Source organism: Halorhabdus rudnickae (assembly GCF_900880625.1).
Classification (GTDB): domain Archaea; phylum Halobacteriota; class Halobacteria; order Halobacteriales; family Haloarculaceae; genus Halorhabdus; species Halorhabdus rudnickae.
In genome coordinates, this window is the sequence record NZ_CAAHFB010000001.1 from 225,807 (window position 1) to 250,342 (window position 24,536).

The following is a 24,536-nucleotide window of genomic DNA, read 5'->3' on the forward strand; positions in this document are numbered from 1 at the left end:
ACTACAGTTAGCACCGATTATTGCATACGAGGACAAAGATATGGGGACGACTGCACGAGAAGCCGATCTCCCGGACGATCACGAACAAATCCTCACGCTCGTCGACGACGAAGCGCTTCGCGTCGAAGAGATCGCCGAACGTGAAGACATGGATTTCGAGGCAGTACGGGACGCGATTCAGGATCTCTGGGAGCGGAATCTCGTTGTTTCGGGCCCCGATTTCGAATTCGAGGCCGATCGTGATCTGCCGCCGAATCTCGAGTAACTCTCTGATTTCACGAATGACTGGTACGCTAAGTTACGCCCAGCGAATGGAACGTGGACAGTCCGTGCCGGAGGGGCATTTTCGCAATCCAGCCCGTCGGGATCGAGACAGGATCCGATATACGAGGTATTTTCGACGTCTCTCGGGCGTGACGCAGGTCGCACACTCCGAAGAAGCACAGCTCTATCACAACCGGCTGACCCACTCGATGAAAGTCGCACAGGTCGCGAGTGCGCTGGCCCGGATCTTTCTCATCCGACACGATATCGAGCCGGAATACGCGACCGGACGCCGGCTCGGCCAGTCCAATCAGCCAGGGTCGTCTTCGCTGGCGACTTCTCTGGACCCCTACGTCGTCGAGGCTGCCGCCCACGCACACGATCTGGGCCACCCGCCGTTCGGCCACTGTGGCGAAAAGACGCTCGACGATCTCGTTGAGGAAGCAAGCGATCGACCTGCAGGATTCGAAGGGAACGCCCAGTCGTTTCGCATCGTGACGTCCCTCGCCGCACGCAACCCTGACTGGGGATGTAACGTGACGCGAGCGACCCTCAAGTATCCCTGGGACCGGAACGATCCGGCAGCCGAAGACGATGACGGCGAACCCGACAAGTGGGGGTATTACACTGACCCCGGGACAAACGACGCGTCCGCGTTCCACTGGGCACGCCGGCCACTGGAGGGACGAACTGGCCAAAAGGTCCTCGAGGCCCAGATCATGGACTGGGCTGACGACGTGACCTACGCAGTCCACGATTTACAGGACTTCTTCCGGAGCGGATTGATCCCACTCGACGAACTCCTTCGGGAGGCAATCGGTGATGCAGGCTCGCCGGATCCACGCCTCGAACAGTTCGGCCTCGCAACTAACGAGGAACTCGGTCCGTTCCGGGACTATCTCGAGGAAAAAACGGACGTGGACACGTCGACGTTCGACGTCGCCGGATTCTTTACTGATATCCTGCAGATTTTCGACGGGAGTCCGGCTTCGTTGCTCACCCCGTTCGAAAATACCGACGCAGAACGACGGGATCTGAAACGATTCACGTCGATGCTCGTTAGCCGGTATCTTGAGGCCAAACGGTCACAGAATCCAAAGTACGTCAAGCTCTCACAGAACGGCCCGCACTGGGACCTCCTGATCGACCCGGCCTTCGAGAACGAGGTGGAGACGCTCAAGGCGCTCACTGAGTTCTACGTCATCTCGAATCCCGTCTTGATGCAACAACAGGAGGGACAGGAGGAAATTCTCCGGAACGTCTTCAGGAAACTACTTGAGGAAGCTAAAGACGCGAGGGCAAAAGATTTCCCTGCCGCCGCAATCCCGTCGCCATATCTCGAACGTGTCCGTTCATCGAGTACAACCGACACGCCGTTGTACCGGATCGTGGCCGACCTGATCGCGTCGCTGACCGAGCAGCAAGTCATTTCGCTTCACGAACGGTTACACGGGTGGACGCCGGGAACGATCCAGCAGAACCTCATCGGATGATTCGCTGACCCACGTTCGATTCCCGTAGTCCTGAATCGCGGTGGACAATCCATTTGTGGCCTGCGTCCGTCAGACACGGTTAACGAATGTCCTTCGAGGTACCACGCGGAGACGACTACGTCGAGGTCGATCTTCCCGAGTGCGACGTAACGATCGCCGAACTCCCCGGCGGTGAACCAGTCGATGTGCGCGAGGCGGCAGAGGCGGCCGTCGCCGATCCCCACGGCCCGCCACTGCGAGAGCGCGCAAGCGCCGACGACGAGGTCGCGATCGTCATCACAGACGTCACCCGGGATGCACCCGACGGCATTCTGGTCGATGTTCTCTTCGAGGAACTCGACGCCGCCGGCATCGATCGCGAGCAAGTTACTATCGTCCTCGGACTTGGACTCCATCGCCCGATGGACGACGCGGAAATCGAGGCCGAACTCGGTGAGTACGCCGACCTTGCGGAGAATCACGATCCCGACGACACCGTCACGCTCGGCGAAGTGAACGACGTCCCGATCGAGATATACTCCCCTGTCGCCGAGGCCGATCTCGTGCTGACGACTGGCCAGAGCGAACCCCACCAGTACGCGGGCTTTTCCGGCGGCGCGAAGACGGTCATCATCGGCGCGGGCGGCGAATCCTTCATCAAGTACACCCACGGACCGGACATGCTCAGCCAGGACGAAGTCAAGTTGGGCAAGATCGACGGCAACCCCTTCCGGGAGGCCGTCGAGGAGGCCGGCGAGTTGGTCGGCCTGGACTTCTGTCTGAACGTCACGCCCGGCCCCGACGGGTTCCTGGACGCCTCAGCGGGCGACTCGGGCGCTGTTGTCCGTGACCTCGCCGAGACCGCGCGCGAGGCCCTGGCCTTCGAGGTTGAGGGCGAATACGACGCCGTCGTCTCGGGCGTCGGCGCACCAAAGGACGCCCAGCTGTACCAGACGACCCGCGGGATCACCTACGTCGTGCTCTCGGACGGTGCGCCTGTGAAGGAAGGGGGCCGAGTCGTCGTCCCCGCCGTGCTCGACGAGGGCTACGGCGCGGGCCGGGGCGAGGAACGCTTCTACGAGTGGCTCTCGGGGGCCGAGGACGCCGAGTCGGCCTATCAAGCGATGCTCGAAGGCTACGAACCCGGTGCCCAGCGGGGGTTCGTCACCGTTCGCTCGCTCCGACACGCCGACGCCTACATCACCAACAGCGAGGACCCCGAACTCGTCGAGGAGTGTCTGATGCACGCCGCCGAGTCCGTCGAGGACGCGATCGAACCCGGCAGCGACGTGCTCGTGGTCCCGAAGGCGCCAAAGACGCTGCTGGTCTGAGCGTTACTCCGCTGCGAACGCTTCCTCGGCGCCGTCCCCCTCGATCGCCTCCTGAACCCGTTCGTGGAACTCCTTGAGCACGGCCGACTCGTCTTCGGCCAGCACCACGTCGCTGGCCATCAGCGTCGCCAGGCCGAACGCACGCGGCGTCGGCGAGTCGACGCGGTGGTGGGCGATCTCGATCTCGCCGCGCTGTACGTCACCGAGCACGTCCTCGATTGCGTCGACGTTGAGCTTGTCCTCGGTGATCTCTCGATAGGTCTCTTCGATGACGGCGAACTCCTTGAGGTCCTGGGCAAATCCGAGTAGCATCTCGCTGTTGACCTGCTGTTCGCTGGCGGACTTCTCGTAGCCCTTGTAGCGTTTGAGAATCATCAGCGAGCGCGTCGCGTTGATTCGGAAGTACCGCTGGAGAAGGTCAGTGCCGTCGAGGCTGACCCGAAGATCCGCCCGCACGGCCGCGGGATCGATCGATTCGAGCACGCCCACCACGTCGACCTTCCGGTTGAGCGGCATCGAGAGGGTGAAGCCGTGATCGGCGACGGCGACCTGGACGTTTGCGGTAGCCTCCTGGGCGACGCGGTAGGCCAGCAGCCGCGAGAGCCCGTCGTTGAACCGCCGACCGTAGTTAGAGTGAACGTAGTAGCGTCGCTCGTACTCCTCGCGGTCGCGTTCCTCCTCGATGACGAGCCGATCGCCTGTGCTGACACTCTCTTCCCCGCCGTATCGGACCTGCTGGTCGAACATCGTGACGATAGCGCGGACGCTGTGCTCGTCGAGCGGAAACTCCCGCAGCCAGAGTCGAGCCGCCGACTGGCCGCCATTGTCGAGTTTCGCCAGCAACTCCCGCTGGAAGGTTAGGATTTCCCGGCCCAGATCGTAACTCAGCGGGAGGCGTTCGGAGTACCACGAGGGAACGGTCGGGCGCGCGCTCGTGTGATCGACGTAAACCTTCGATCCGCGGCGATAGCGGTACTCGAAGCGATCCCCGCCCAGCACGAACACGTCGCCCGATTCCAGCGTATCGAGATAGGATTCGTCGAGTTGGCCGACCCACTCGCTACCTCCCCTGGTGAGTACGTCACAGGTGAACGAGTCGGGTATCGTCCCGATGTTAGTCATGTAGATGACCCGGGCGAGTCGGCCGCGCTTGCCGATCAGCGACTCGCCGACCGGATATTCCTCGTAGTGGTGCTCGCCGTCTGGTGGATCGTTCGTATCCCGCCAGATCTTCGCGTAGACGTTTTTGTCTTCCATTCCGGGGTAGTCGGCAGTGAGATAGCGGACCAGTTGCTCCCAGTCGTCGTCAGTGTAGTTCCGGTAGGGATACGCTCGCCGGAGGATACCCGTGATTTCGGACTCCGGGCGGACCTCGTTGATTGCCATGCCGTAAACCTGCTGGGCGGCGACATCTTGTGCGCTTTCGGGGACAAACACTCGGTCGACGAACCCTTCCTCGGCCTTCTTGAGCATCACTGCACACTCGAGCAGTTCGTCGCGATCGAGCGCGATCACCCGGCCGGCGACCGTCTCGCCGAGCTGGTGGCCGGCCCGTCCAACCCGCTGGAGCAGGGCCGCTACGGATTTGGGAGATCCTACCTGGACCACCAGATCGATGTGGGGCATATCGATCCCGAGTTCGAGGCTGGTCGAGGTCGTCACCACGTCGACGTCGCCCGATTTCAGGTCGGACTCGATGGCCTCGCGTTTGTCCTTCGAGAGGCTGCCGTGATGACAGCCCGAGTTGGCCTGGTCGTAGGCGTCGAAGCGCTCCCGGAGGTTGTGGAGGACGCGTTCGGCCCCAGATCGGGTGTTCGTGAACACGAGCGTGTTCGTGTGGTCCTGAATGAGGCCGTGCAACTTGTCGTAGAAACGGTCGTTGATCGTCGATTGTGGCGTGTGGATGAGGTCGTCCGTCGGCGTCGTGAGCTCGATGTCGAACTCCCGGGCGAAACGCGCGTCGACGATCTCGTACTCCCGGCGTTCGCCGCCCGGCTGCTCGCGTCCGACGAGGAACTCCGCCATCGTCTCCAGGGGTTCGACCGTCGCCGAACACCCGATCCGCGTCGGGGAGTTCTCGGCCATCGCTTCCAGGCGCTCCAGGGAGACCGAGAGATGGGTTCCCCGCTTGTTGGCAGCGAGGCTGTGGATCTCGTCGACGATGACGTACTCGACGGTCTCGAGTTTTTGCTTGAATTTCGGGGAGTTCAACAAAATAGCGAGCGTCTCGGGCGTCGTATTGAGAATATGCGGCGTCTCGTCGAGCATCGCCTGTCGCTCGCTGTCGTCGGTATCGCCGTGGCGGATCGCGTGACGGAGTTCGACGTCCTCACCGCGATTGTCGAGTTTAGCCGTGATCTGCGAGAGGGGGACTTCGAGGTTGCGGTGGATGTCGTTGGCGAGACTCTTCAGTGGCGAGATATACAGACAGTAGACGGAGTTCTCCAGCCCGTCTTCGCGATCCCGGTCGAACAGTTCGTTGATGATCGCGGCGAAGCTGGCCTGGGTCTTGCCCGAACCCGTCGGTGCGGCGATCAGCGCGTTCTCGCCCTCATGGATGTACGGGATTGCCTCCTTCTGTGGTGGGGTGAAAAAGCCGCCATTGTCGGGGATGTACGGGCCAAACGCTTCGATCCACCACTCCCCGACGACCGGCTCGAACAGCTCCAGGACGTCACCGTCGTCGATCGGCACGGCCTCGGGATCGAACCCGAGATCGACGCCCGCGTCTGCGAGCCGTTCCCGTCCTCTCATCGGATCAGTCGATCTAACGAACCGGATCGCCTTGTGCACTCGGGTCGATCGTGGTCGGATCAGGCCAGCGCCACGTATGCGACAGCGAACGCGAACAGTGCCAGGGTGATCGCCGCCAATCCTGTCAGCACGAACGTCAGTCCACCGGTGATGGTCCAGGGTCGATCGCGGCTGATCACGCCTGTGAGTCCGACTGGGAGGATAGTCGCGACGAAGGGGACGGCATTATCGACGCTGGCTCCGTTCAGGACGAACGCCATCGGTGCATAGACGACGCCGAGAACGGCACCGACGTGGACGTGGCGCCGTGGATCGATGCCGAGTGCCGCAACGGCGACCACCAGCCCGAACCAGATGACCGCCAGTTCCGTTCCGAACGCCAGCAGGAGGTTCGATGTCGGGTCCACGAACGGTTCGACACGGTTCGCGATCGGCACGATGTCAAGTGGGGCGAAAAAGGCCGGCGGCTCACCCGTCAACAGGTCGGTGAACGGATGGACGACCAGACCGAGCAGAGAAGCCCCGAAAATTTCTCGCGGGGAGAGTCCCACTTCGTCGGCGACCGTAGCGACGACGACCCCGAAGGTGGCGAACAGCACCATCACGGTGCCACCGACTGGACCGTCCGCTACCGCGGCGAAGAGGACGATTCCGGACAGGGCTAGCCAGCCCATCCAGCGACGGACTGCCCACAGGGCGAACCCGAGACTGGCGACGACTGCGACGAGCAGCGAGTGTGTCGTCGTCCGGTGGCGGTCACTTGTGGCGGCCCAGAAGTGATCGAACGCCGTCGACCCGTCCGGGAGCGAGACGACCTGGAACGCGGCGTGAACGACGTCGATGTCCGGTAACGAGGCGAACAGCGCCGCTGCGAGGCCGACGGCGACGGCATACCGGAGTGGAATCCTCCCCGAGATGATAGACGGTCCGGCCTCGGATCCGAAGCGTCGTGCGAGTATCGTCGCGAGACCGAACGCGAGGAAGGCGTGACCGACGAACACGGCGGGACTTGGCGGCCGGGGTATATGAACGTCACTCCCGGGGCGATCCGGAATCGACGTCGATACCCGCTGCATCGAGGATCTGCGTGACGAAATCGTTGAGATAGACCGTGCCCCACGCCGCCACGATAGCCGCCCCGATCGTATTGAATATCAGATCCTTCATCGTGTCCTCCAGGCCGTACTGGGTCAACACCGGCGAGCCGCCGATGACGGTGGCGGCAGCGCTCGTCGTGAATTCGATGATCTCCCAGACGACACCGAAGGCCAGCACGAACATGAGGATGAACACGAAGACGAACCGGTCGGGTAGGTGGACATCCGGCCAGTGTTCGTCGAGCGCCCGTGTCGTGGCGTACCCGACCCCGGCGACGATCGACGCCGATAGCGCGTGAGTGACGTGGTCGTATCCGGGAATGGACCGGTAGAAACCTTCCCCGCCCGGAATACCGACAGTTCCCAGTGAGTGAAGGAAGACGGCGGTCGTGATCCAGAGCGTCAGCCGGGGATCCATCGAAACGCTGTAGTCTCGTTCGAGCAGCGGCGGGATCTGCAGGACGGCCAGCCCGATCGCGGCGTTGACCGAGATGCCCACCGAGCGTCGTTCGAGGCCGATGAACAGCAGGCCGATCAGAACGATCTCCATCGCCCAGGTGAGCTGCCGTTGTCGTCGTTCTTCGAGGCGGAGCCGTCGGAGGATGCTCACGCGTTCTCACCCTCCGGTTGCCGGACGCCGACGTATCGTCGGACGTACAGTTCGAAGACGAGACCGGCGAGGAGGCCGGCGACAGCCGAAGCGACGAACTCCCACATGAGGGATTCCTCGATGACGCCCTCACTGCGTGTGGGATCGAGCAGGAGCGTGGTTCCGAGGTACAGGTCAGACAACCACCGTGAGACAGCCCACAACCCGGCGAAAGCGAGCGTCGACACGACGACGAACAGCAGCGCGAACTGGTAGTTCATATCGACCTCCGTGAACAGTTGTAGCTCCACGGCGACGATCAACGCGAGTGCGGCCACCGAGAGGTACGTGGCGACTTCCCGGAAGGCGACGTTCACCCCAAAGGTATAGCCAAGCAGTGGCAACGCGGCGAGGACGAACACTTCCCAGGGGATCATCACGAGTGGGTCACGCCGAACGGCAGGCGGCAGGATCGCCAACCCGCCGACGACTGCGGCGAAGACTGCCCACAGCAGGTTCCCGAGTAGAACGTTCCCCAGAGCCGTCAGTGCGATGATCCCGACCAGGCCCCATCCAAGTGCAGCGTTGATCCGTGACCGTCGTAATAGTGACGCCAGATCAGAGGCAGGCGATTCCATGTCCGGTGATCGAACGCCGGTAGGGAAAAACTACCTCTCTGTTCGGTGGTCGTGGCGACGGGCGTGAGGACTCACTCCCGGAGATCGTTCAGCCGCTCGGCGAGTTCGATGTCGGCGGCGGTGATCCCGCCGGCGTCGTGAGTCGTCAGTCGGACATCGACCTCCCGCCAGCCGATCGTCATCTCCGGGTGGTGAAACGCTTCCTGGGCGAGACCGCCAGCGGCTGCCGCAAAGCCGACACCGTCAAGGTAGGCGTCGAACTCGAACGTCCGAACGATCTCGTCGCCGTCGCGCTCCCAGTCGGTCGGGAGCTGTGCTTCGATCTCTTCGTCGGCAAGCAGGTCTGTCATACGTAGACGCACGTCATTCGGCCAAAAGAACGTTCTGACGGGGGCGAAAGCGCCCGGATCGTCTCTGCTCCCGGGATTCCAGCCCGGTTGGGCACCGGTGGATCTCAGTTAGCGACGGACCCGCTCGCAGATCAGTCGTCGTCGGCGATGGCCGAGAGCCGCTCGTGGATTTTTCCCTCGGTCGTTGATATCGACGGCGGTGCGTCCTCACCGCCGAAGTTGGGGTCGAACAGCCGCAGGGCGGTGTCGATCGTTGTCCAGTCGTCCTCTTCGGCGGCGTCCCGAAGGGACTCGGTCGGCGCGGCGAGCAACTGGTTGACCAGCGAGTCGGCCATCGCCTCGACAACCTCGCGTTGTTCGGCGTCGAGGTCCAGTTTGCCGAAAGCGTCCTGTAGCTCCCGTGATTTCACCCGTTCGGCACCCTCGTACATACTCGAGATGACATCGTCGGCTCGGGTACGCTTATATCTGGTGAGCAGATGTTCGTACTCGGTTTCGATGATAGTCTCGACCTTCTCTGCGGCCACCTCGCGGCTGGCTCGCGTCTCGGCGGTCACGGCCTCGAGGTCGTCGAGGTCGAAGACGTCGATCCCGTCGAAGTCATCCGCTTCTGGGGTGACGTCCCGCGGCTGTCCAATGTCGACGATGACTGTCTGGCCGGCCCCCGCGAAGGCGTCGGTCTCGAGGATCGGCTCTGGGCTGGCGGTCGCCGTGACAACGAGATCGACACCTTCGAGTGCTGACTGAAGCGCGTCCAGTCCGATCGCAGTCCCCGAAACGTCGACAGTCGAGGTGACGTGTTCGGCGTGGGGCACCGTCCGGTTGGCCACCATCATGTCCTCGATGCCAGCCCGTGCGTCGAGGGCTTTGGCCGCCAGCGTGGCGATCTCTCCGGCGCCGACGATCAGTGCCGTCGCCCCGTTCAGGTCACACTCTCGGTCGGCGAGTTCGACGGCTGCGCTCCCCAGCGAGACGACTCCCTCGTTGATGGCCGTCTCCGTACGGGCGCGCTCGCCGACGTGGATCGCCTTCGTGACGGCTTCCTCGAGGACTGGCCCGAGCCCGTCGACGTGCCGGGCGTCCTCGTAGGCGTCTCGTACTTGTCCGAGTATCTGATCCTCGCCCGGCACGAGTGATTCCAGTCCGGCGGCGACGCTCAGGAGATGGCGCAGACTCTCTTCGTGTCCCATCTCGACAATTGCTGACTTTGGAACGTCTGATATCGGCGTTTCGAGTGCTTTCGACCCTACGTTTGGGTCCTCGGTAACGACGTATCGCTCGGCCCGGTTGCACGTCTGGATCACGAAGGCCTCGGCTACTTCCGGGGTTTCGAGAAGTCTCTCGACAGCCGAACGTTGGTTGTCGGCCGACGCCGAATCAATGTCCTCGACATCCGCGTGTTGATGGGCGACGCTGATGCCGGAAACGACGGCTGGCTCTCGCGTCACGCTGTATCACCGATCGCGTCAGAGATCACGCTTACTGCTCTCTTCCGTGGGTTGGACCCGCTGGTATCTAAAGCCTTCCAAACCCCCTCCGTCTTGACGATGTCGCGGAGCACTTCACGCCGGGTCGCTGGATCGACGTCCCGATCGTGCAATTCCGTCCGCAACTCACCCGACAGGTCGGCCATCGCCCCTGCCTGGTCGACGTACGGATCGTCCTCGAGATGTTCACGGAGGACGCGGCTCAGCGCTGGACTCGTCCCCCCCGTTGCGATGGCCACGGTGACGGGATCGCGCCGGATCGTCGCCGGGACGACGACACTCCCTCTCCTACGAGGCCCGCTCTCGTCGGTCCGGTTGACCAGAATATCCCGATCGCGTGCGGCCGACTCGATCGTAGCGTTGAGTGGTTCGTCGTCTGTGGCGGCGACGACGAGTACTGGTTCGAGGCGATCGAGCCACGCTGTCACGGCCTCCGCATCGGGTTCGGCTCGTACCAATTGCGCATCGCCGAAGTCGGTGTCGGCGAATGCCGGACTGAGAACGGTCACCTCGGCTTCGCTGGCGAACCGTCGGGCTTTCCTGGCACCGACGCTGCCGCCGCCGAAGACCAGCACTCGTTCGCCCGTAAAATCGTGAAACAATGGGATCATTCGTCACCTAGATGATTGTGCGGGGGAGTCCGTACGTCCCGAACGCTTTGGCTTACTGTCTGAGTCCGACCATCATAAGACTCGTGGCGAACGTCTCAGGGTGCTTCGATGTCGATGACTTCGTGGCCAGCCTCGCGGAGATCCGAGAGGATCGCGTCCGTTTCGGCACTGTCCTCGTAGTAGAAGACGACGTCGAAGGTTCCCTCCCGCAGGAGCTGCTGGCACTCCCAGACGAACTCGTCGCCTTCGATCGTCAGTCCCTGGTGTTGGTTGAGGCCGAACTCCGGGTCGTCGGTGCCCGAGTAGACGTACGTATCGGCGTCCGTCTCTGCGTGTTCGGCGATGGTGTCGCCGACCTGGAGGGTCACCCGGTTGAGTTGGGCCTCCTGGTCGCCTGTCAGGTCAGTCTCGACGATCAGGCCCCGAAGTTCGATCTCACCGGGTTCGAGAAGTTGTCTCGTCCGTTCGACGAGATCGCCGTCAGTACCGTTCATACTTGTCTTGTCCGCCCCGTGAGTAATACGACTCACGATCCGACGCCGGGTTCCGCCTGTCGGGACATCTCGGTCGCCAACCGCCAGCGACAGAGCTACCGCTGGTGGGTGTCGAGAGCGGAAGAAGGCGGGCGGAACCCGCCGTCAACCGTGTTTACTCGTGGGAACCGCCCCGACTGCGTTTACAGTCGCGTGAGGTTCGTCGCACGCGGGCCTTTCTCGGCTTCCTCGATCTCGAATTCGACTTCCTGCCCCTCCTCGAGGTCAGGGCCGCCGATGTCTTCCATGTGGAAGAACACGTCGTCGTCGGCGTCGTCGGTCTCGATGAAGCCGTAGCCGCCCGTGTCGTTGAAGAAGTCCACGGTGCCTGTCGCCATGGTTACAGCCTCGTGAGGTTCGTCGCACGCGGGCCTTTCTCGGCCTGCTCGATCTCGAACTCAACCTCTTGGCCTTCCTCGAGGTCAGGACCACCGACGTCTTCCATGTGGAAGAACACGTCTTCGTCCGCGTCCTCAGTCTCGATGAAACCGTAACCGCCAGTGTCGTTGAAGAAATCAACCGTACCGGTCGCCATTGCAGTTCGCCAGTAGAGGTCTACACATTAAAATCCTGTGGGTCGACTACCGTTCGCTCGAACAGAAGACTCATGCGCGCCCGGAGTATCCATCTGATTGATGCGTTCGTGGTTTCGTCGACACGCGACTCGCGTGTACGAGCGACTCTTAGAGCGGGAGCTGAGCGGCACGCCGACGCACGTCGCCGTCATCCAAGACGGGAATCGACGATATGCCCGCAAGCAAGGAGCTGACGCCTCTGACGGACACCGCGCGGGTGCCCAGACAACGGAGTCCTTACTCGAGTGGTGTGACGAACTGGGGATCGAGGAACTGACGCTGTATGCCTTCTCGACGGAGAACTTCGAGCGACCGGCTGACCAGCGTGCGGCACTGTTCGACCTCATCGAAGACAAGCTCTATGACTTTGCCGACGCGGATCGCGTCCATGAGTCGGAGGTCCGAATCCGCGCAATCGGTGAGACCGATCGACTCCCTCGACGGGTCCGGGACGCGATCGCCTACGCCGACCGCCGGACCGAGGGGTACGACCGGTTCTATCTCAATGTCGCATTGGCATACGGTGGGCGGGCGGAACTGCTCGGAGCCGCGAGGGACATCGCCGAAGACGTCGATAGTGGTATGCTCGATCCCAACGCCATTGACGTCGAAGCGATCGAGAATCGGCTTTACGAGGGGCCGACCCGGGAAGTAGACTTGATCATCCGGACTGGCGGTGCCGAGCGCACCTCGAACTTCTTGCCCTGGCACGCCAACGGCAACGAGGCCGCGGCGTATTTCTGTGCGCCCTACTGGCCAGAGTTCCGGAAAATCGACTTTTTGCGGGCAATCCGCACGTACGAACACCGTGAGAACTCGTGGCGACGCAAGCGCGCACGGCGGGCACTGGCGCTGATCCGTGCCGCCAGCGGACAAGAACTCGAGGAGGCCAGACGGATCCTGGGACGCTTCCGGGGATCACTCACCGATAGCGAACTCGAAGACATCGACGTTCCAGTCGAGTCTGATCACGGACTTGGTGGTGATTGACGGACCGTAGTCGGTGAGAGAGAACGTGCCAGGACTCGGGAGACGTTCCGTTCAGGCGCGTGCCGACTGGAGGCGACCGTGGGTCTCCTCGAGCAGCGAAATGATCTCCAGGTTCTGTGGACAGGCCGTTTCACACTCCCCGCAAGCGACGCAAGCGTCAGCTCTCGCCGTCTCGTCCATGGAATCGTACTCTTCGAGGACTGCATCGGGTTCGTCCCCCATCTCGATGCGATTGTACAGATCGAAGTTGCGTGGGATCTCGACGCCAGTCGGACACGGCGTGCAGTAATCACAGCCGGTGCAGTCGACGGCCATCAACGCCTCGAACCGGTCACGGGCGCGTTCGATGGTCGCGTGGTCGTCGACCGAGAACTGTCCGACACCTGATTCCGCCGCGATCTCGACGTTCTCCCGGACCTGATCTCGCGTGGACATTCCCGAAAGTACCGTCGATACTTCCGGCTGGTCCCACAGCCACTGCAGAGCCCACTCGACGGGAGACCGATCCGCGTCGGCATCCTCGAAGGCGTCTTGTACGGGATTGGGGAGATCACTCGCGAGCGTGCCACCGCGGAGCGGCTCCATGACTATGACGCCCAGTCCCCGCTGGGCTGCGTACACGAGTCCGTCCCGACCGGCCTGGAACTCCTCGTCGAGGTAGTTGTACTGGATCTGGCAGAAGTCCCAGTCGTAGGCGTCGACGATCTCCTCGAAGAGGTCGAGATCGTCGTGAAAGGAGAACCCGATGTGGTCGATCTTCCCTGTGGCCTGTTTGCGTTCGAGCCACTCGAAGACGTCCAGTCGCTGGTAGGTCTCCCAGTACTCGTGATCGAGGGCGTGGAGGAGATAGCAATCGACGTGCTCCGTTCCGAGTCGGTCGAGCTGTTTCTCGAAGTACTCGTCCAGGTCGTCTCGCGTCTCGAGTTCCCAGGACGGCATCTTCGTCGCCAGTGTAACCTGTTCGCGGTAGCCGTCCTCCAGCGCCTCGCCGACGACACGCTCGCTTTCGCCGTCGTGATATGGCCACGCCGTGTCGATGTAGCTGACGCCCCCGTCGATCGCCGTCCGGATCATTTCGATAGCCCGCTCGCGATCGACCTCGCCGTCGTCAGTCGGTAAACGCATTGCGCCGAACCCCAGGGCCGAAGGCTCCCAGTCGATCGACGCCCCGAACTCTCGGTGTTCCATGTCACCGGATACTGACGCAAGTACCGGTAATTATTGTTTGGTTATATTCTTCTTCACAATATCTGTAACGCGATGACGTGACCCCTTGCCGGTCAATAGGCTGGTTGACGTAGTCGTCTCCGAGACCGACGACGGGAACGCAGAAACGGGGTTAGATGTCCTGGCCGACGCTCCGACGGACACGATCGTACATCTCGTCGGGCGGATCTACATCTTTGGTAACGTCCGCGCCGTCGAAGTCCGAGACGCGGAGTAGCGCCGGCCCGTCTGCCCCAATCTGCCAGTAGAACGTGTACCGCTTAGTGCGGGTCTTGACCGCCCCGTCCGGGGTTTCCTCCGTCGAAACCTCGTGTGTCGTGAACGACGTCCTCGAGGGGTTCGAAGATGACGTGTTGCAACTCATATTTCTAAGTAAGGCTAAACACTTCCAGACATATAAATACCTATATTTCAACAGTATTTGCTGCCGTGTCACCAGTGACCGTGGTATAGATTATACCGGAGACAAATCCGACGATGACTAAATATTTACTGTGAATTGTTACCAGTGTTTGTCTAATTATCATGTACCTATACTAAATCAATCATGTCTAAAAGACAGTTATATACATTATTCTTATCTAATATAGATTGTATTTATTATGCAGCCGGGAAGCGGTTTTGGTGAACACCTGTCGAAGAAGTGCAAGCGATGAGTCGGTTGGACCTTCGTGGTTACGCGTCGAATCGACAGTCATTTTAATCCCCCTACGGAACAATGAGATGCGGGTTAATCGCAGGAAGCGCGTGGGTAGCCAAGCCAGGCCAACGGCGCAGCGTTGAGGGCGCTGTCCCGTAGGGGTCCGCCGGTTCGAATCCGGTCCCACGCATTTTGTCACGAGCAAAACCGCGAGTGACAAACTCGGAAACAGATTTGAACCCTACCAGTCGCAACCCGGAAAGCGAGCGTTAGCGAGCGACCCGGTACGTCTGGTTCCGGTTCGAATCCGGTCCCACGCATTGTTGTCACGAGCAAATCCGTGAGTGACAAAATCGTGATGAGGATTCAAAGTAGAGAAGACGCGCACAGCGGAGCGAGCACGTCTTCGCGTGGTTCGAATCCGGTCCCACGCATTTCTGTCGCTCGCAAACTCGCGAGCGACTGAAATCGTCAGCGGATTTGAACCCTGGAAGACGCAGTGCGCACAGCGAACGGAGTGAGCAAAGGTTTCTCGGAGTGGAATCCGTCCCGTAGCGTTAGGTTTCCGGCCCACCTACTGGGGCGTATAGTCATACGTCGAGGCGGTCGTCGACGAGATACCTGTGTCGGTGGCAGTCGTCTCCGAACACCTCCGCAGAGAGTAAAATGGATACGTCGGGTCTTCTTGCTCGGGTTGGGCTGTCTCGATAGCCCCAATCGCGTCACTCCACCATACGGCTACCGCCGGGCGGCAGGAACTCCTGGATCAGGTCGGGACTGGCGACTTTCCGGACGAGAGTGTCGTCGGCGAAGCGGGACTTGAACTCGCGATAGAGCTTCTTTCCGATGTCGTTCTGTGCGAAACGGCCGGGTTCGACTTCGATCGCCGTCTCCGCCCGGTCGACGATGGCGCTCGGTGGTCCGCCGATCACCTGCGTCTCGGGTTCGCAGGTGATTCCGACGGCGACGCCGACTGGCGTGTCGTCGTAGTAGGTTCGATCGCCCCGGATAGCGAAGCTGCCCTTCTCTAAGTACTCGCCGCTCTCGGGCGTCTTGGTCACCTGGTCGTGTTCGACGCAGTAGACGTCCCCGGCGTACTTCCCGTCCTTCCAGACCGTCGAGTAGGAGATCGCAAACTGGGCGGCCTCCTCACGGCTCGTTTCGGGAATCGTCAGGTCGTCCGGTGCGGCCTCGCTCGGCCCGGTTGCCTTCAGGATCGTGGCGGGTGCGCCGTGGGCCTGCGTGTGGAAAAACAGGTCACCGCGATCGAGGTACTTCTTGACGAGCTCTTCGTTCTGGTCGGCGTTCCGGCCGCCGATGACGAGAAAGCCGTCGCTCGTGTGGAACCACCGGAACCGATCGTACCACTTTTCGCCCGATCGGACGGGGATCGACTCCCGTTCGAGCCAGTTGACGTCATCTTGGTCGTCCTCCTCTGGGCCTTCCCCCTCACCGTCGTCGGCTTCCCACTCCTCGCGGCGCTGCTTGACGGCTTCGAGTTGCTCGCGGGTGTTCTCGATCGCCTCCTCCGCGCCGGCCTTCTTCTCCTCGATTCGCTTTGCCTCCTGATAGAGACGGTCTGCGTTCTTCTCGACGCCCGTGTCGGCTTCGAGTTCGATCCGGTGATCTTCGAGTTCGATCGTGACCGTCCCCTCGCTGCCATCGACGTTCCGAACAGCGTCGGCGGCCGGGATCCCCTGCTCTTTGCCGGCTTCCAGCGTCGATTCGATCTCCTCCCACGGGGTGTCTGCTGCCCGTGCGTCTCCGATCGTCGAGAGGACCTCGTCGACGAGGTCGTAGTTCGCGTACAGGAGTTCGGCCTTCTCGCGTTCGGCCTCGGCGTCGGCCTCGAAGTCTTCGATGGCCTGTTCTTGCTGGGTGATGATCCGTTTCTGTTTCTCGATTTCGGCCGCGAAGTCCGGTCGATTGGACCCGGTTTCCGCCTCGTCCGGGTCCTGTTCGAGGCTGTGGAAGTACTCCTCGAGTGCTGCATTGAAGGTATCGAAGGGCTCGCTCGGGTGATCCTCGTACTCGACTAGCGGCACTGGCGTCACGTCGATGACCGTCTCGCGGTCCTCGGTCTCGTAGTAGAGTCGTGGATCGAGGTCGCCCTCCCGGAGCCGTGTCGAGAGATCGCTGACCGCCTCGTACAGGGCCTCGAATTCCGCGTCGGCGGTCTCCTCGATGGCCTGATTGTAGGGCACACCGGCCCGCGAGCAGAGTTCCTCGCCGTAGAGGCCGCCGAAGTTGAGTTGCGTGGCCAGCGTCCGCACCACGTCGGCGTCCGACTGGGCCATTCGTTCGACGAACCCTTCGTAGTCGACAGTCAACGGGTTGAACCGTGCCGAGGGAAACTCGTAGCGCGACCCAGGCGTGACTGTTCTGGACTGGAGGCGAACTGTCTCCAGTGAGTCGATCACGGTGTCAGTCTCGTCGAGGACGGCGAGGTTACCGTCCCCGAACAGCTCGGCGACGATCGTCGTGTGATCGTCGCTCCGTTCGAAGCGCAACTGGAGGATGCGATCGAACTCGAACTGCTCGACGCTCGCGAGTTGGGCACCGTCCAGTCGGTTGCGCAGCATCATCGCGAAGTTCGGGGGGCGCTCCGGGGCGTCGGGGACCCGTTCGGGGGCGACAGTGTGTACGCGCTTGGGATCGTCGACCTCGATCAGCAGTTCGAGCCGACCGAAGTTCGGGCCGCTCAGCTTGAGACGAAGCAAATCGTCGTCGTAGAGATAGGATTTCTCGTGGTAGGCGCCGACGTACTCGTCCAGTTCCCCGGCGAGTGCGGCACAGTCCACGCTCGTCAGTTCCCGCTTGCGCTCCATGTCTGGACTGGTTGGGGCCGCGTGGTAAGCGTGTCGCTCGCGTATTAGCCGGCTGCGCCGAGAGGTGACACCTCGCCACAGGTCGTATCCGTTCCGTTTTCTTGTCCGTCGACGAAGATCCCGGTCTGTAGCTCGCACGTGTCGTCTAGGGGCCTCTTCGGGCACGTCGACGGTCAGATCGCCGAAGTCGACTATCAGTTTCAGCCGTACCCGACGGTTCGGTGACCGTAATCACTCGGAGAGACGTGCCATGGCGTCCCAGGCGGGATCGCCCGCCGGCGGCTCGATTCGCTCGCCGTCGAGGTGGACGCCCCCCTCGCTGTCTGTCGCCTCGACCGTCCCGATGATTGCGGCCGATGTCCCGCTTGCCTCCATCGCCTTGACGACTGCCCTCGCCTCTTCAGGGGGTGCCGTCAACAGGAGACTCCCCGCGCTGGAGACGGTCCAGGGATCGATACTGACGGCCTCACAGACGGCTTGGACACCCGGCTGGATCGGAGCGGGGTCGCGCTTGACGACGAACCGGACGCCGGCCCCCGTCGCCATCTCTGCGAGCCCACCGACGACGCCGCCCTCGGTCGCGTCGTGCATCGCGTGCAGATCCCCAGCTTCGCTGGCTCGGGTAGCATCAGCCACGCCGAGGATGTCGCCGACCTGCTCCTGTGCCGTCGCGACGGTTGCGGCTGACAGGTCGAGGGCCGCCGGGAACAGCGTCGCGAACAGTCCTGCGGTCTCCGTACCGGGGCCGGTCGTGAGGACGATAGCATCACCCGGCTGTGCCCCGTCCGGCCGGACCAAGTCGGCAGGGTCGCCGACGCCCAGGGCGGTCCCGCCGCCGACCCACGAGTAGTCGATTCCCTCGTAGCGCGCCGTGTGTCCGGCGACGACGCTCACACCGAGTGATTCGGCGTGGCTGGCCATGCCGTGCCAGGTCCGGGCGAGTTCCTCGTCGCTCATCTCCGTGGGCAGCGAGAGACTGACGGTGACGTGCGTCGGCTCGATTCCGGAGACGGCGACGTCCGTCAAGACGATGTCCAGCGCCATGCGCCCGGCACGCTCGAAACCAAGTGCAGGGAGGATCGAGATCGGATCGGTCGCCGTCACGATCGCGTGTTCGTCGACCGAGAGGACGCCGAAGTCGACGCCGTGCTGTGGGCCGAGCGTCACGTCATCGCGGTCGGCACCCAGTTGTGGCGCGATGATCTCTTCGAAGGTCGCGTCGTCTATCTTTCCGCGATCGGGCATGCTCCCGGTAGTCCGGTCGCCGTCAAATCACCGGCGGTTTCGAGGGACTGTCGTAGGACCATCCTGCTGACGGCGTTCGGAACGTCAGTCGGTCTCGACGACGGTCACGTCCGCGGCGTCGAAGCCAAGCGTGACGTCCGTATCGTTCGGTGCGTTCTGCGTCCTTGCCAGCATCGAACGCCCGTTGGACGCGCAGTGGACGCGATAGGCGTCCCCGAGGAACTCGACGTGTTCGACGGTGGCTGGGAGTGTTACCTCCCCAGTCCCGAGATGGATGTCCTCGGGACGGACACAGATGGTCACCTCGCGACGGTCAGGGGGCGATTGCTGAAAGGGGATCGTCGCGTCGCCGATCGTCAGACTCCGGCCGTCGCTTTCGACTCGGGCGTCGAAAACGTTGTTCTCGCCGACGAACGACGCGACGAAACGCGTCGCGGGGTCGCGATAGACGTCCTCCGGCGTCCCGATCTGTTCGATCCGGCCGTCGTTGACCACGGCGATCCGGTCGCTGATCGCCAGCGCCTCCGCCTGGTCGTGAGTGACGTAGATCGTCGTGATCCCCAGTTCGCGCTGGATCTCCCGCACTTCGATGCGTAACTGTTCGCGCAGTCGCGCGTCCAGTGCCGAGAGCGGTTCGTCGAGCAAGAGCACCTCCGGACCAGGTGCGAGCGCTCGGGCGAGCGCAACGCGTTGTTGTTGCCCGCCGGACAGCGATTCGGGCTGGCGATCTTCCAGACCGGCCATGTCGACGAGTTCCAATAACTCGGCGACGCGCTCGTCGGGATCGGCGTCGCCCGGCGGCGACCGGTACCGGAGGCCGTAGGCCACGTTCTCGCGAACAGTCATGTGCGGGAACAGGGCGTAGTTCTGGAAGACGATCCCCACGTCGCGCTGTTCGGGCGCCAGGCCGGCGACGTCCCGGCCCCCGATCCGGACCGACCCACTCGCGGGCGTCTCGAACCCGGCGACGGTCCGGAGGGTCGTCGTCTTGCCACACCCGGAGGGGCCGACGAGCGTGAAGAACTCCCCATCTGCGACCGACAGCGTCACGTCCGACAATGCGGGGACGTCGCCGAAGGTCACAGAGACGTCTTCGAGTGTCACGCCTGGCTCACTCGACTCACCCATTGCATCGCCCCCGATGCTCGACTTACCCATCGTATCGTCCCCCGACGCGATCGATGACCACGAAACTGGCGGCTGTCACCGCGAGCAGGACGGTCCCCATCGCGGTGGCGGGGCCGAGACTCGGCCCGATCGAGCGGTTGCCGACGTATCGTTCCAGGGCGACCGGCATCGTGTGGCTCGCCCCACCCTCGGCGAGCAGGACGGTCGAGTCGAACTCGCCGATGCTGATCGCAAAGGCAAAGGCTGCGCCGGCCACCAGTGGGGCGACGATCAGCGGCAGCGTCACCGTTAGCAATGCTCGGAATCGCGTCGCTCCCAGCGACCGCGCGGCGTCGACGACACGGTCGTCGATACCGGCCAGAGCGGGAGTCACGTTGCGCGTCACGAACGGGTAGGCCGCGACGGCGTGGGCGGCAACGACTGCGATCCAGCCGGTCACGGTCAGCCGGTAGCCCAACACCTCGACCCCGAAGACGAGCGTTTGCAACAGTCCCAGGCCGACGACGATGCCACTGACGGCGATCGGCGCGGACAGCAGCGTTTCTGCGAGGCGACTTCCCCGTCCCCCGCGGGTCGCGACCAGCGAGACGATCACGCCCATCGGGACGGCGATCGCGAGCGTTCCCAGGGCGAACAGCAGCGAGTTGCGGATCGCCGTGAGGGGCGCGATCGTCCCGATAGCACTCGAGGCCTGGCGGGCGAGCAGGAACTCGTAGTACGCCGTCGTGAACGCGCCCTCGGGTCCCGTGACGCTCTCGATCAGCAGGCTGAGGACCGGCCCGAGGAAGACGATCGCCGCGATACAGCCGTAGGCCAGCACCGCCAGTCGACCCGGATCAGTCAGCGTCCGCCACCCGGCGAGCAGCGTCCGGCGCGCCCGGGAGTGACTGCCCGAGCGGGACGCGATCTGTCCGGCTTCGTACCGAAGATAGAGGTACATGATACCCAGCGAGAGTCCCGATTCGAGGACGGCGAGGCTGGCGGCCGTCTCGAGTTCCAGCGATTGGACCTTCGCGTAGAGCCACACCTCGACGGTCTGCAACTCGAGGCCGCCCAGTGCCAGCACGATCGGGAACGACATGAACGAGAACACGAACGCAAGCAGCGTTGCCGAGAGCAACGACGGGAGTAACTGGGGAACGACGACATCCCGAAACGCACGGATCGGCGTCGCGCCCATCGCCCGGGCCGACTCGATCTCGCGAGCGTCGATCCCCTCCCAGGCACCCGTCACGAAGCGGGTGACCAGCGGTGCGTTGTAAAAGGCGTGGGCGACCACGATCGCCGGCAGGGTATAGAGTACTTCAACCGGTCCGAGAGCGACGACTGCGAGAGCGTCGTTCAATAGTCCAGTCCGCCCGAACATCGCCTGAAAGCCGACCGCGACGAGGATAGACGGCAGGACGAACGGGACGATCGTCAGCGACGTGAGCGTTCGCCGCCCCGGGAAGTCGTAGCGGGCGAGGACGTACGCGCCGGGCAGGCCCAAGGCGACGCTTGCGAGGGCCGACAGCGCGGCCTGATAGGCCGTGAAGCCGAACAGTCCGAACTCGACAACGCCAAGAGGCGCGCCTGCGGCGAGCCACGAGAACAAGCCCGCGGGGACGCCTACCGGGTCGACGAAGACGTGGTGGGCGACGCCGACGTAGAACGGATCGGCGAGGATGTCCTTGATCGGTGCCAGTGGGGTCCCGCCGGGATCGATCGCAGCCAGGAGCACACGACCGACGGGATAGTAGAAGACGGTCACCAGTACCACCAGCGTGGCCAGCAGTCCGACCGGCAAGACGAGCCGATCCGACGACAGCCGGTCCATGCTCACGCGCTGACTTCCCGAGCCCAGTCCTCGATCCATCCCTCGACGTTCCCTGCCAGTTCGTCGTACGTGAACGTGACGGGTTCGTCGGGTTCGTAGGCGTACTTCGAGAACTCGGCACCAGGATCGACGCCTTCGACGGCCGGGAACTGGACGTTCCGGACGGCGATCTCGGCCTGCGCATCCGGCGAGAGCACGAAGTCCATGAACTGCCGGCCCAGTTCCGGCGCGTCGGCGTCGGCGAACAGCCCCATCATCTCCGGGTTGGCGTATCCCTGGTCGTTCAGGAAGCCGACCTGGTGGCGGGACATGTCGACGCCCTCGCCGTGGTAGTAGACCTGATCGGTCGAATAGGAGACGACCATCGGGGCCTCCTCGTTCTGGTAGGCCTGGTAGGCCGGCTCCCAGTCTGAAAGGACCGTTACGTCGTTGTCGAGCAGGTTTCGCCAGTACTCGAGGTAGCCGTCCGACCCTTTTTGTGCGACCGTCCACAGGAGGAAGGCCCGGCCGGGATCGGACTGCTGGGCGTTCTGGACGATGAGGTCACCACGGTACGGGTCGGTCGTCAGCGCGTCGAAGGTCGCTGGATTTTCGACCTCGTCCTGGTCGTAGACCAACGAGATGTACCCGGTATCGTAAGGGACCGCCCTGCCGCGCGGATCGGCCTGGAGTTCCGGTTTGATGGATCCAGCGCGCTTGAGGTCGGGCGCGGCGAACAGCGACCCCTCGAGTTCCTGATCGGCCCTGACGAGTTCGCTCGTGTTCAACCCGACGTAAGCGTCTACGTCAAGCGGGGCTCCCTGCTGGCGCCGGAGGATGTACTGGTTGAGCCCGCTCTCCGGGGTGACGAACTCGACTGTCACGCCGTCGTGAGCCGACTCGAAGGCCGATTTCAGCCAGTTCCCGGCGGTGTCCTCCCCGGTGAACGACGAGTACGTCGCTATCCGGAGTGTCTGCTCGGTGGGCGTGGATCCGGTGGTCGTCCCCGTTTGGGTTGTGGTGTCCGTTTCGGTCGCCGTCTCCGTCTCGGTATCGGATTCCGGTGACGACCCCGCGTCGGTCTGTTCTGCATCCGTACAGCCGGCCAGCGCCGTCGCACCGACGGCACCGACTCCGGCCGCTCGAAGGAACGTGCGTCGTTTCACCACCAGGTGGTTTGACTCGGTGGTGATGTCCCTTGCGGTTTCGGCCGGGAACACCGCTGTTCGATCGTCGAGAACCCGACTCGGCTGCGCCACTGGGGACAAGCGACGCACGGAGCAAACACGCGGTCACATCGTCTGTCGGCTACAAATCAGAGTCGCTTGCTCACGTACGGCCCGTCCTGGCGATAGCCCAGTTGTTCGCGGTAGTATTCCCGCGCACCGATCCCGCTGAGGACGGCGATCTTCCCGTAGCCAGCGTCAACGGCCAGTTCCTCGGCTCGCTCGATCAACTGCTGGCCGTAGCCCTGGTGTTGCCAGTCGTCGCCTGCTTCCCCGATGGGAATCTCGCTACCGTAGACGTGCAACTCCCGAACGACGGCGGCGTCCTCAAGTTCGGGACGGACGACCTGCCCGGGGAAGCGCAGCCGCGAGAAGCCGACCAGCAGGTCCCGGTCGCGGTCCTCGAAGCTGATGAAGTGCTCTGTGCCGCCCGCAACGTCGTATCGTTCGACGTCCAGGGTCACGTCTTCGGGCTCCTCGTCGCTGTGACCGACTTCCCGACAGCGGATGCACGAACATGACTCGCCGCGAGATTCCATGCGCTGTCGAGCGAGTTGCCGCAGGTTTGACTTCTGCACCCCGGCCTCGATCAGGGGGGCCGGAATGTCACGCTGGACGCGCTGGAGACGAGTGTATTCGGGAATATCCGGTTTGACGTCGGCGACGAGTTCGGCAGCTTCCTCGCTGGTCAGGGGTTCGAATTCCTCCCGACGGTGCATGTCGTAGGTGACAGTCCCGCCGACGACGAGCGTGGGATAGATCTTCAGGTAGTCCGGCCGCCATTCGGGGCGCTCGAACAGTCGCCGGAAGTCTTCTCGGACCATTTCTGCGGACATTCCGGGCTGGCCGGGCATCATGTGGAAGCCGACCTTGAAGCCCGCATCGCGCAGGCGACGGTTGGCCTCGATGCTGGCGTCGACGCCGTGGCCCCGATGCATCTCGCGGTTGATCGACTCGAAGGTGGTCTGGACGCCGACCTCGACTTTCGTCCCGCCGAGCCGGAGCATGCGGTCGACCTGCTCGGGCCCACACCAGTCGGGTTTGGTCTCGAAGGTCGTCGCGACGTTACGGATCGATCCGGTCTCGTTCTCGGCGATGACGTCCTCCAGGTAGCGAAAGTCGTACTCTGTGGGATCCTGCGCGAAGCTCTCGGTTTCAGAGGGATGGGGATCACAGTCGGGATCGTATTCGTTCATCGCCTGGATGGCCCGCTTGACGAACCACTCCTGGTAGTCGTGGCTCCGGGCGGTCATCGTCCCACCCATCAGGATGAGTTCGACTTTCCCGATCGGGTGACCGATCTGCCTGAGTTGGTGGAGCCGGAGGGTGACTTGCCCGTAGGGGTCGTAGTCGTTCTGGACGCCCCTGGCGGCTGCGGGTTCTTGGCCAGTGTAACTCTGTGAACTCTCGAACTCCGAGTCGGGACCCCCCGGACAGTACAGACACTTCCCGTGTGGACAGTTCTCGGGGGAAGTCATGATCGCGACCGGCGAGACACCCGATGCCGTCCGCATCGGTTTCCGTCGGACGACGGCCGCCAGCTCTTCACGGCGACCGTCGGGCGCACGGTCGAGCAGATCAGAATTCTTCGGAACTTTTGGCGCACCGTACTCCGAACAGACTTCGCGCTTTGCGGCCTCCAGACCGTCCCGGTCGAGGTCGCCCTCGAGGATGCGCTCGATCAACTCGGCGCAGGCTCGTTCGAAGGCGTCGGTCGCATCCGTGGCGTCAACACTCATCAGGTTGTTCCAAATCG

Annotated in this window: 22 protein-coding genes and 1 tRNA gene; 5 read left to right on the forward strand and 18 right to left on the reverse strand. The window is 63.0% G+C overall.

Annotated features, from left to right (window positions below; all coding sequences use genetic code 11):
• The first annotated feature begins 40 nt into the window (after positions 1-40).
• The 3 genes from BN2694_RS01175 to BN2694_RS01185 all read left to right on the forward strand — a co-directional run bounded on the left by BN2694_RS01175 (position 41) and on the right by BN2694_RS01185 (position 3,067).
• Positions 41-265: a hypothetical protein gene (locus BN2694_RS01175; RefSeq protein WP_135661822.1), complete on the forward strand. Its 225-nt coding sequence runs from the start codon at positions 41-43 to the stop codon at positions 263-265.
• Between the two features lie 46 nt (positions 266-311).
• A complete protein-coding gene (locus BN2694_RS01180; protein WP_244605411.1) occupies positions 312-1,757 on the forward strand; it encodes a deoxyguanosinetriphosphate triphosphohydrolase family protein in 1,446 nt (481 codons plus the stop codon).
• 86 nt (positions 1,758-1,843) lie between these two features.
• Positions 1,844-3,067, forward strand: a complete 1,224-nt coding sequence (locus BN2694_RS01185) for a lactate racemase domain-containing protein (RefSeq protein ID WP_135661826.1) — start codon at positions 1,844-1,846, stop codon at positions 3,065-3,067.
• A gap of 3 nt (positions 3,068-3,070) precedes the next feature.
• Here BN2694_RS01185 and BN2694_RS01190 read toward each other — a convergent pair whose 3' ends face one another.
• From BN2694_RS01190 to BN2694_RS01235, 10 genes are all read right to left on the reverse strand, one after another.
• Positions 3,071-5,821: an ATP-dependent helicase gene (locus BN2694_RS01190; protein ID WP_135661828.1), complete on the reverse strand. Its 2,751-nt coding sequence runs from the start codon at positions 5,819-5,821 to the stop codon at positions 3,071-3,073.
• 59 nt (positions 5,822-5,880) lie between these two features.
• Complete coding sequence (locus BN2694_RS01195) at positions 5,881-6,822, reverse strand: metal-dependent hydrolase (protein WP_135661830.1); 942 nt, start codon at positions 6,820-6,822, stop codon at positions 5,881-5,883.
• Between the two features lie 31 nt (positions 6,823-6,853).
• Positions 6,854-7,528, reverse strand: a complete 675-nt coding sequence (locus BN2694_RS01200) for a hypothetical protein (protein WP_210408892.1) — start codon at positions 7,526-7,528, stop codon at positions 6,854-6,856.
• Positions 7,525-8,145, reverse strand: coding sequence for a hypothetical protein (locus BN2694_RS01205; protein WP_135661832.1), 621 nt, complete (start codon positions 8,143-8,145; stop codon positions 7,525-7,527). The genes BN2694_RS01200 and BN2694_RS01205 overlap by 4 nt, the downstream gene beginning before the upstream one ends.
• Positions 8,146-8,216: 71 nt before the next feature.
• Entirely contained in the window at positions 8,217-8,495 is a 279-nt protein-coding gene (locus tag BN2694_RS01210; RefSeq protein WP_135661835.1) for a 4a-hydroxytetrahydrobiopterin dehydratase, read from the reverse strand.
• Positions 8,496-8,626: 131 nt separating this feature from the next.
• A complete protein-coding gene (gene hemA / locus BN2694_RS01215; RefSeq protein WP_210408893.1) occupies positions 8,627-9,943 on the reverse strand; it encodes a glutamyl-tRNA reductase in 1,317 nt (438 codons plus the stop codon).
• Complete coding sequence (locus tag BN2694_RS01220) at positions 9,940-10,593, reverse strand: precorrin-2 dehydrogenase/sirohydrochlorin ferrochelatase family protein (protein WP_135661838.1); 654 nt, start codon at positions 10,591-10,593, stop codon at positions 9,940-9,942. Before BN2694_RS01220 ends, hemA begins: the two co-directional genes overlap by 4 nt.
• Positions 10,594-10,688: 95 nt before the next feature.
• Positions 10,689-11,087 (reverse strand): DUF5778 family protein, encoded by a 399-nt coding sequence (locus BN2694_RS01225; RefSeq protein WP_135661840.1) that lies wholly within the window; start codon positions 11,085-11,087, stop codon positions 10,689-10,691.
• A gap of 182 nt (positions 11,088-11,269) precedes the next feature.
• On the reverse strand, positions 11,270-11,464 hold the full coding sequence (locus tag BN2694_RS01230) for a cold-shock protein (RefSeq protein ID WP_135661842.1): 195 nt from the start codon (positions 11,462-11,464) through the stop codon (positions 11,270-11,272).
• A gap of 2 nt (positions 11,465-11,466) precedes the next feature.
• Positions 11,467-11,661: a cold-shock protein gene (locus BN2694_RS01235; protein WP_135661844.1), complete on the reverse strand. Its 195-nt coding sequence runs from the start codon at positions 11,659-11,661 to the stop codon at positions 11,467-11,469.
• Between the two features lie 100 nt (positions 11,662-11,761).
• Between BN2694_RS01235 and uppS the strand changes: the two genes are divergently transcribed.
• Entirely contained in the window at positions 11,762-12,691 is a 930-nt protein-coding gene (gene uppS / locus BN2694_RS01240; protein WP_135661847.1) for a polyprenyl diphosphate synthase, read from the forward strand.
• A gap of 51 nt (positions 12,692-12,742) precedes the next feature.
• Here the strand turns inward: uppS and BN2694_RS01245 are convergent, their stop codons facing one another.
• Both BN2694_RS01245 and BN2694_RS01250 read right to left on the reverse strand, forming a co-directional pair.
• Positions 12,743-13,879: an aldo/keto reductase gene (locus BN2694_RS01245; RefSeq protein WP_135661848.1), complete on the reverse strand. Its 1,137-nt coding sequence runs from the start codon at positions 13,877-13,879 to the stop codon at positions 12,743-12,745.
• A 151-nt stretch (positions 13,880-14,030) separates the two neighbouring features.
• Entirely contained in the window at positions 14,031-14,282 is a 252-nt protein-coding gene (locus tag BN2694_RS01250) for a hypothetical protein (RefSeq protein ID WP_135661850.1), read from the reverse strand.
• A gap of 381 nt (positions 14,283-14,663) precedes the next feature.
• Between BN2694_RS01250 and BN2694_RS01255 the strand changes: the two genes are divergently transcribed.
• Positions 14,664-14,748, forward strand: a tRNA-Leu gene (locus BN2694_RS01255).
• Positions 14,749-15,280: 532 nt separating this feature from the next.
• Here BN2694_RS01255 and rqcH read toward each other — a convergent pair.
• The 6 genes from rqcH to BN2694_RS01285 all read right to left on the reverse strand — a co-directional run bounded on the left by rqcH (position 15,281) and on the right by BN2694_RS01285 (position 24,519).
• Complete coding sequence (gene rqcH / locus BN2694_RS01260; RefSeq protein ID WP_135661852.1) at positions 15,281-17,386, reverse strand: ribosome rescue protein RqcH; 2,106 nt, start codon at positions 17,384-17,386, stop codon at positions 15,281-15,283.
• A 231-nt stretch (positions 17,387-17,617) separates the two neighbouring features.
• Entirely contained in the window at positions 17,618-18,631 is a 1,014-nt protein-coding gene (locus tag BN2694_RS01265; protein WP_135661854.1) for an AIR synthase family protein, read from the reverse strand.
• An 84-nt stretch (positions 18,632-18,715) separates the two neighbouring features.
• Complete coding sequence (locus BN2694_RS01270; RefSeq protein ID WP_244605324.1) at positions 18,716-19,789, reverse strand: ABC transporter ATP-binding protein; 1,074 nt, start codon at positions 19,787-19,789, stop codon at positions 18,716-18,718.
• Complete coding sequence (locus BN2694_RS01275; protein WP_394346571.1) at positions 19,782-21,614, reverse strand: ABC transporter permease; 1,833 nt, start codon at positions 21,612-21,614, stop codon at positions 19,782-19,784. Before BN2694_RS01275 ends, BN2694_RS01270 begins: the two co-directional genes overlap by 8 nt.
• On the reverse strand, positions 21,578-22,720 hold the full coding sequence (locus BN2694_RS01280) for a thiamine ABC transporter substrate-binding protein (RefSeq protein WP_135661856.1): 1,143 nt from the start codon (positions 22,718-22,720) through the stop codon (positions 21,578-21,580). Before BN2694_RS01280 ends, BN2694_RS01275 begins: the two co-directional genes overlap by 37 nt.
• Before the next feature lie 149 nt (positions 22,721-22,869).
• Positions 22,870-24,519: a tRNA uridine(34) 5-carboxymethylaminomethyl modification radical SAM/GNAT enzyme Elp3 gene (locus tag BN2694_RS01285; protein ID WP_135661858.1), complete on the reverse strand. Its 1,650-nt coding sequence runs from the start codon at positions 24,517-24,519 to the stop codon at positions 22,870-22,872.
• Positions 24,520-24,536 lie beyond the last annotated feature (17 nt).

What these genes read in the sequence shown, in the direction of transcription:
- BN2694_RS01175 (WP_135661822.1), top strand. Translation starts at nt 41, where the DNA reads ATGGGGACGACTGCACGAGAAGCCGATCTCCCGGACGATCACGAACAA.
- BN2694_RS01180 (WP_244605411.1), top strand. Translation starts at nt 312, where the DNA reads ATGGAACGTGGACAGTCCGTGCCGGAGGGGCATTTTCGCAATCCAGCC.
- BN2694_RS01185 (WP_135661826.1), top strand. Translation starts at nt 1,844, where the DNA reads ATGTCCTTCGAGGTACCACGCGGAGACGACTACGTCGAGGTCGATCTT.
- BN2694_RS01190 (WP_135661828.1), bottom strand. Translation starts at nt 5,821, where the DNA reads ATGAGAGGACGGGAACGGCTCGCAGACGCGGGCGTCGATCTCGGGTTC.
- BN2694_RS01205 (WP_135661832.1), bottom strand. Translation starts at nt 8,145, where the DNA reads ATGGAATCGCCTGCCTCTGATCTGGCGTCACTATTACGACGGTCACGG.
- BN2694_RS01210 (WP_135661835.1), bottom strand. Translation starts at nt 8,495, where the DNA reads ATGACAGACCTGCTTGCCGACGAAGAGATCGAAGCACAGCTCCCGACC.
- BN2694_RS01220 (WP_135661838.1), bottom strand. Translation starts at nt 10,593, where the DNA reads ATGATCCCATTGTTTCACGATTTTACGGGCGAACGAGTGCTGGTCTTC.
- BN2694_RS01225 (WP_135661840.1), bottom strand. Translation starts at nt 11,087, where the DNA reads ATGAACGGTACTGACGGCGATCTCGTCGAACGGACGAGACAACTTCTC.
- BN2694_RS01230 (WP_135661842.1), bottom strand. Translation starts at nt 11,464, where the DNA reads ATGGCGACAGGCACCGTGGACTTCTTCAACGACACGGGCGGCTACGGC.
- BN2694_RS01235 (WP_135661844.1), bottom strand. Translation starts at nt 11,661, where the DNA reads ATGGCGACCGGTACGGTTGATTTCTTCAACGACACTGGCGGTTACGGT.
- uppS (WP_135661847.1), top strand. Translation starts at nt 11,762, where the DNA reads ATGCGTTCGTGGTTTCGTCGACACGCGACTCGCGTGTACGAGCGACTC.
- BN2694_RS01245 (WP_135661848.1), bottom strand. Translation starts at nt 13,879, where the DNA reads ATGGAACACCGAGAGTTCGGGGCGTCGATCGACTGGGAGCCTTCGGCC.
- BN2694_RS01250 (WP_135661850.1), bottom strand. Translation starts at nt 14,282, where the DNA reads ATGAGTTGCAACACGTCATCTTCGAACCCCTCGAGGACGTCGTTCACG.
- rqcH (WP_135661852.1), bottom strand. Translation starts at nt 17,386, where the DNA reads ATGGAGCGCAAGCGGGAACTGACGAGCGTGGACTGTGCCGCACTCGCC.
- BN2694_RS01265 (WP_135661854.1), bottom strand. Translation starts at nt 18,631, where the DNA reads ATGCCCGATCGCGGAAAGATAGACGACGCGACCTTCGAAGAGATCATC.
- BN2694_RS01270 (WP_244605324.1), bottom strand. Translation starts at nt 19,789, where the DNA reads ATGGGTAAGTCGAGCATCGGGGGCGATGCAATGGGTGAGTCGAGTGAG.
- BN2694_RS01275 (WP_394346571.1), bottom strand. Translation starts at nt 21,614, where the DNA reads ATGGATCGAGGACTGGGCTCGGGAAGTCAGCGCGTGAGCATGGACCGG.
- BN2694_RS01285 (WP_135661858.1), bottom strand. Translation starts at nt 24,519, where the DNA reads ATGAGTGTTGACGCCACGGATGCGACCGACGCCTTCGAACGAGCCTGC.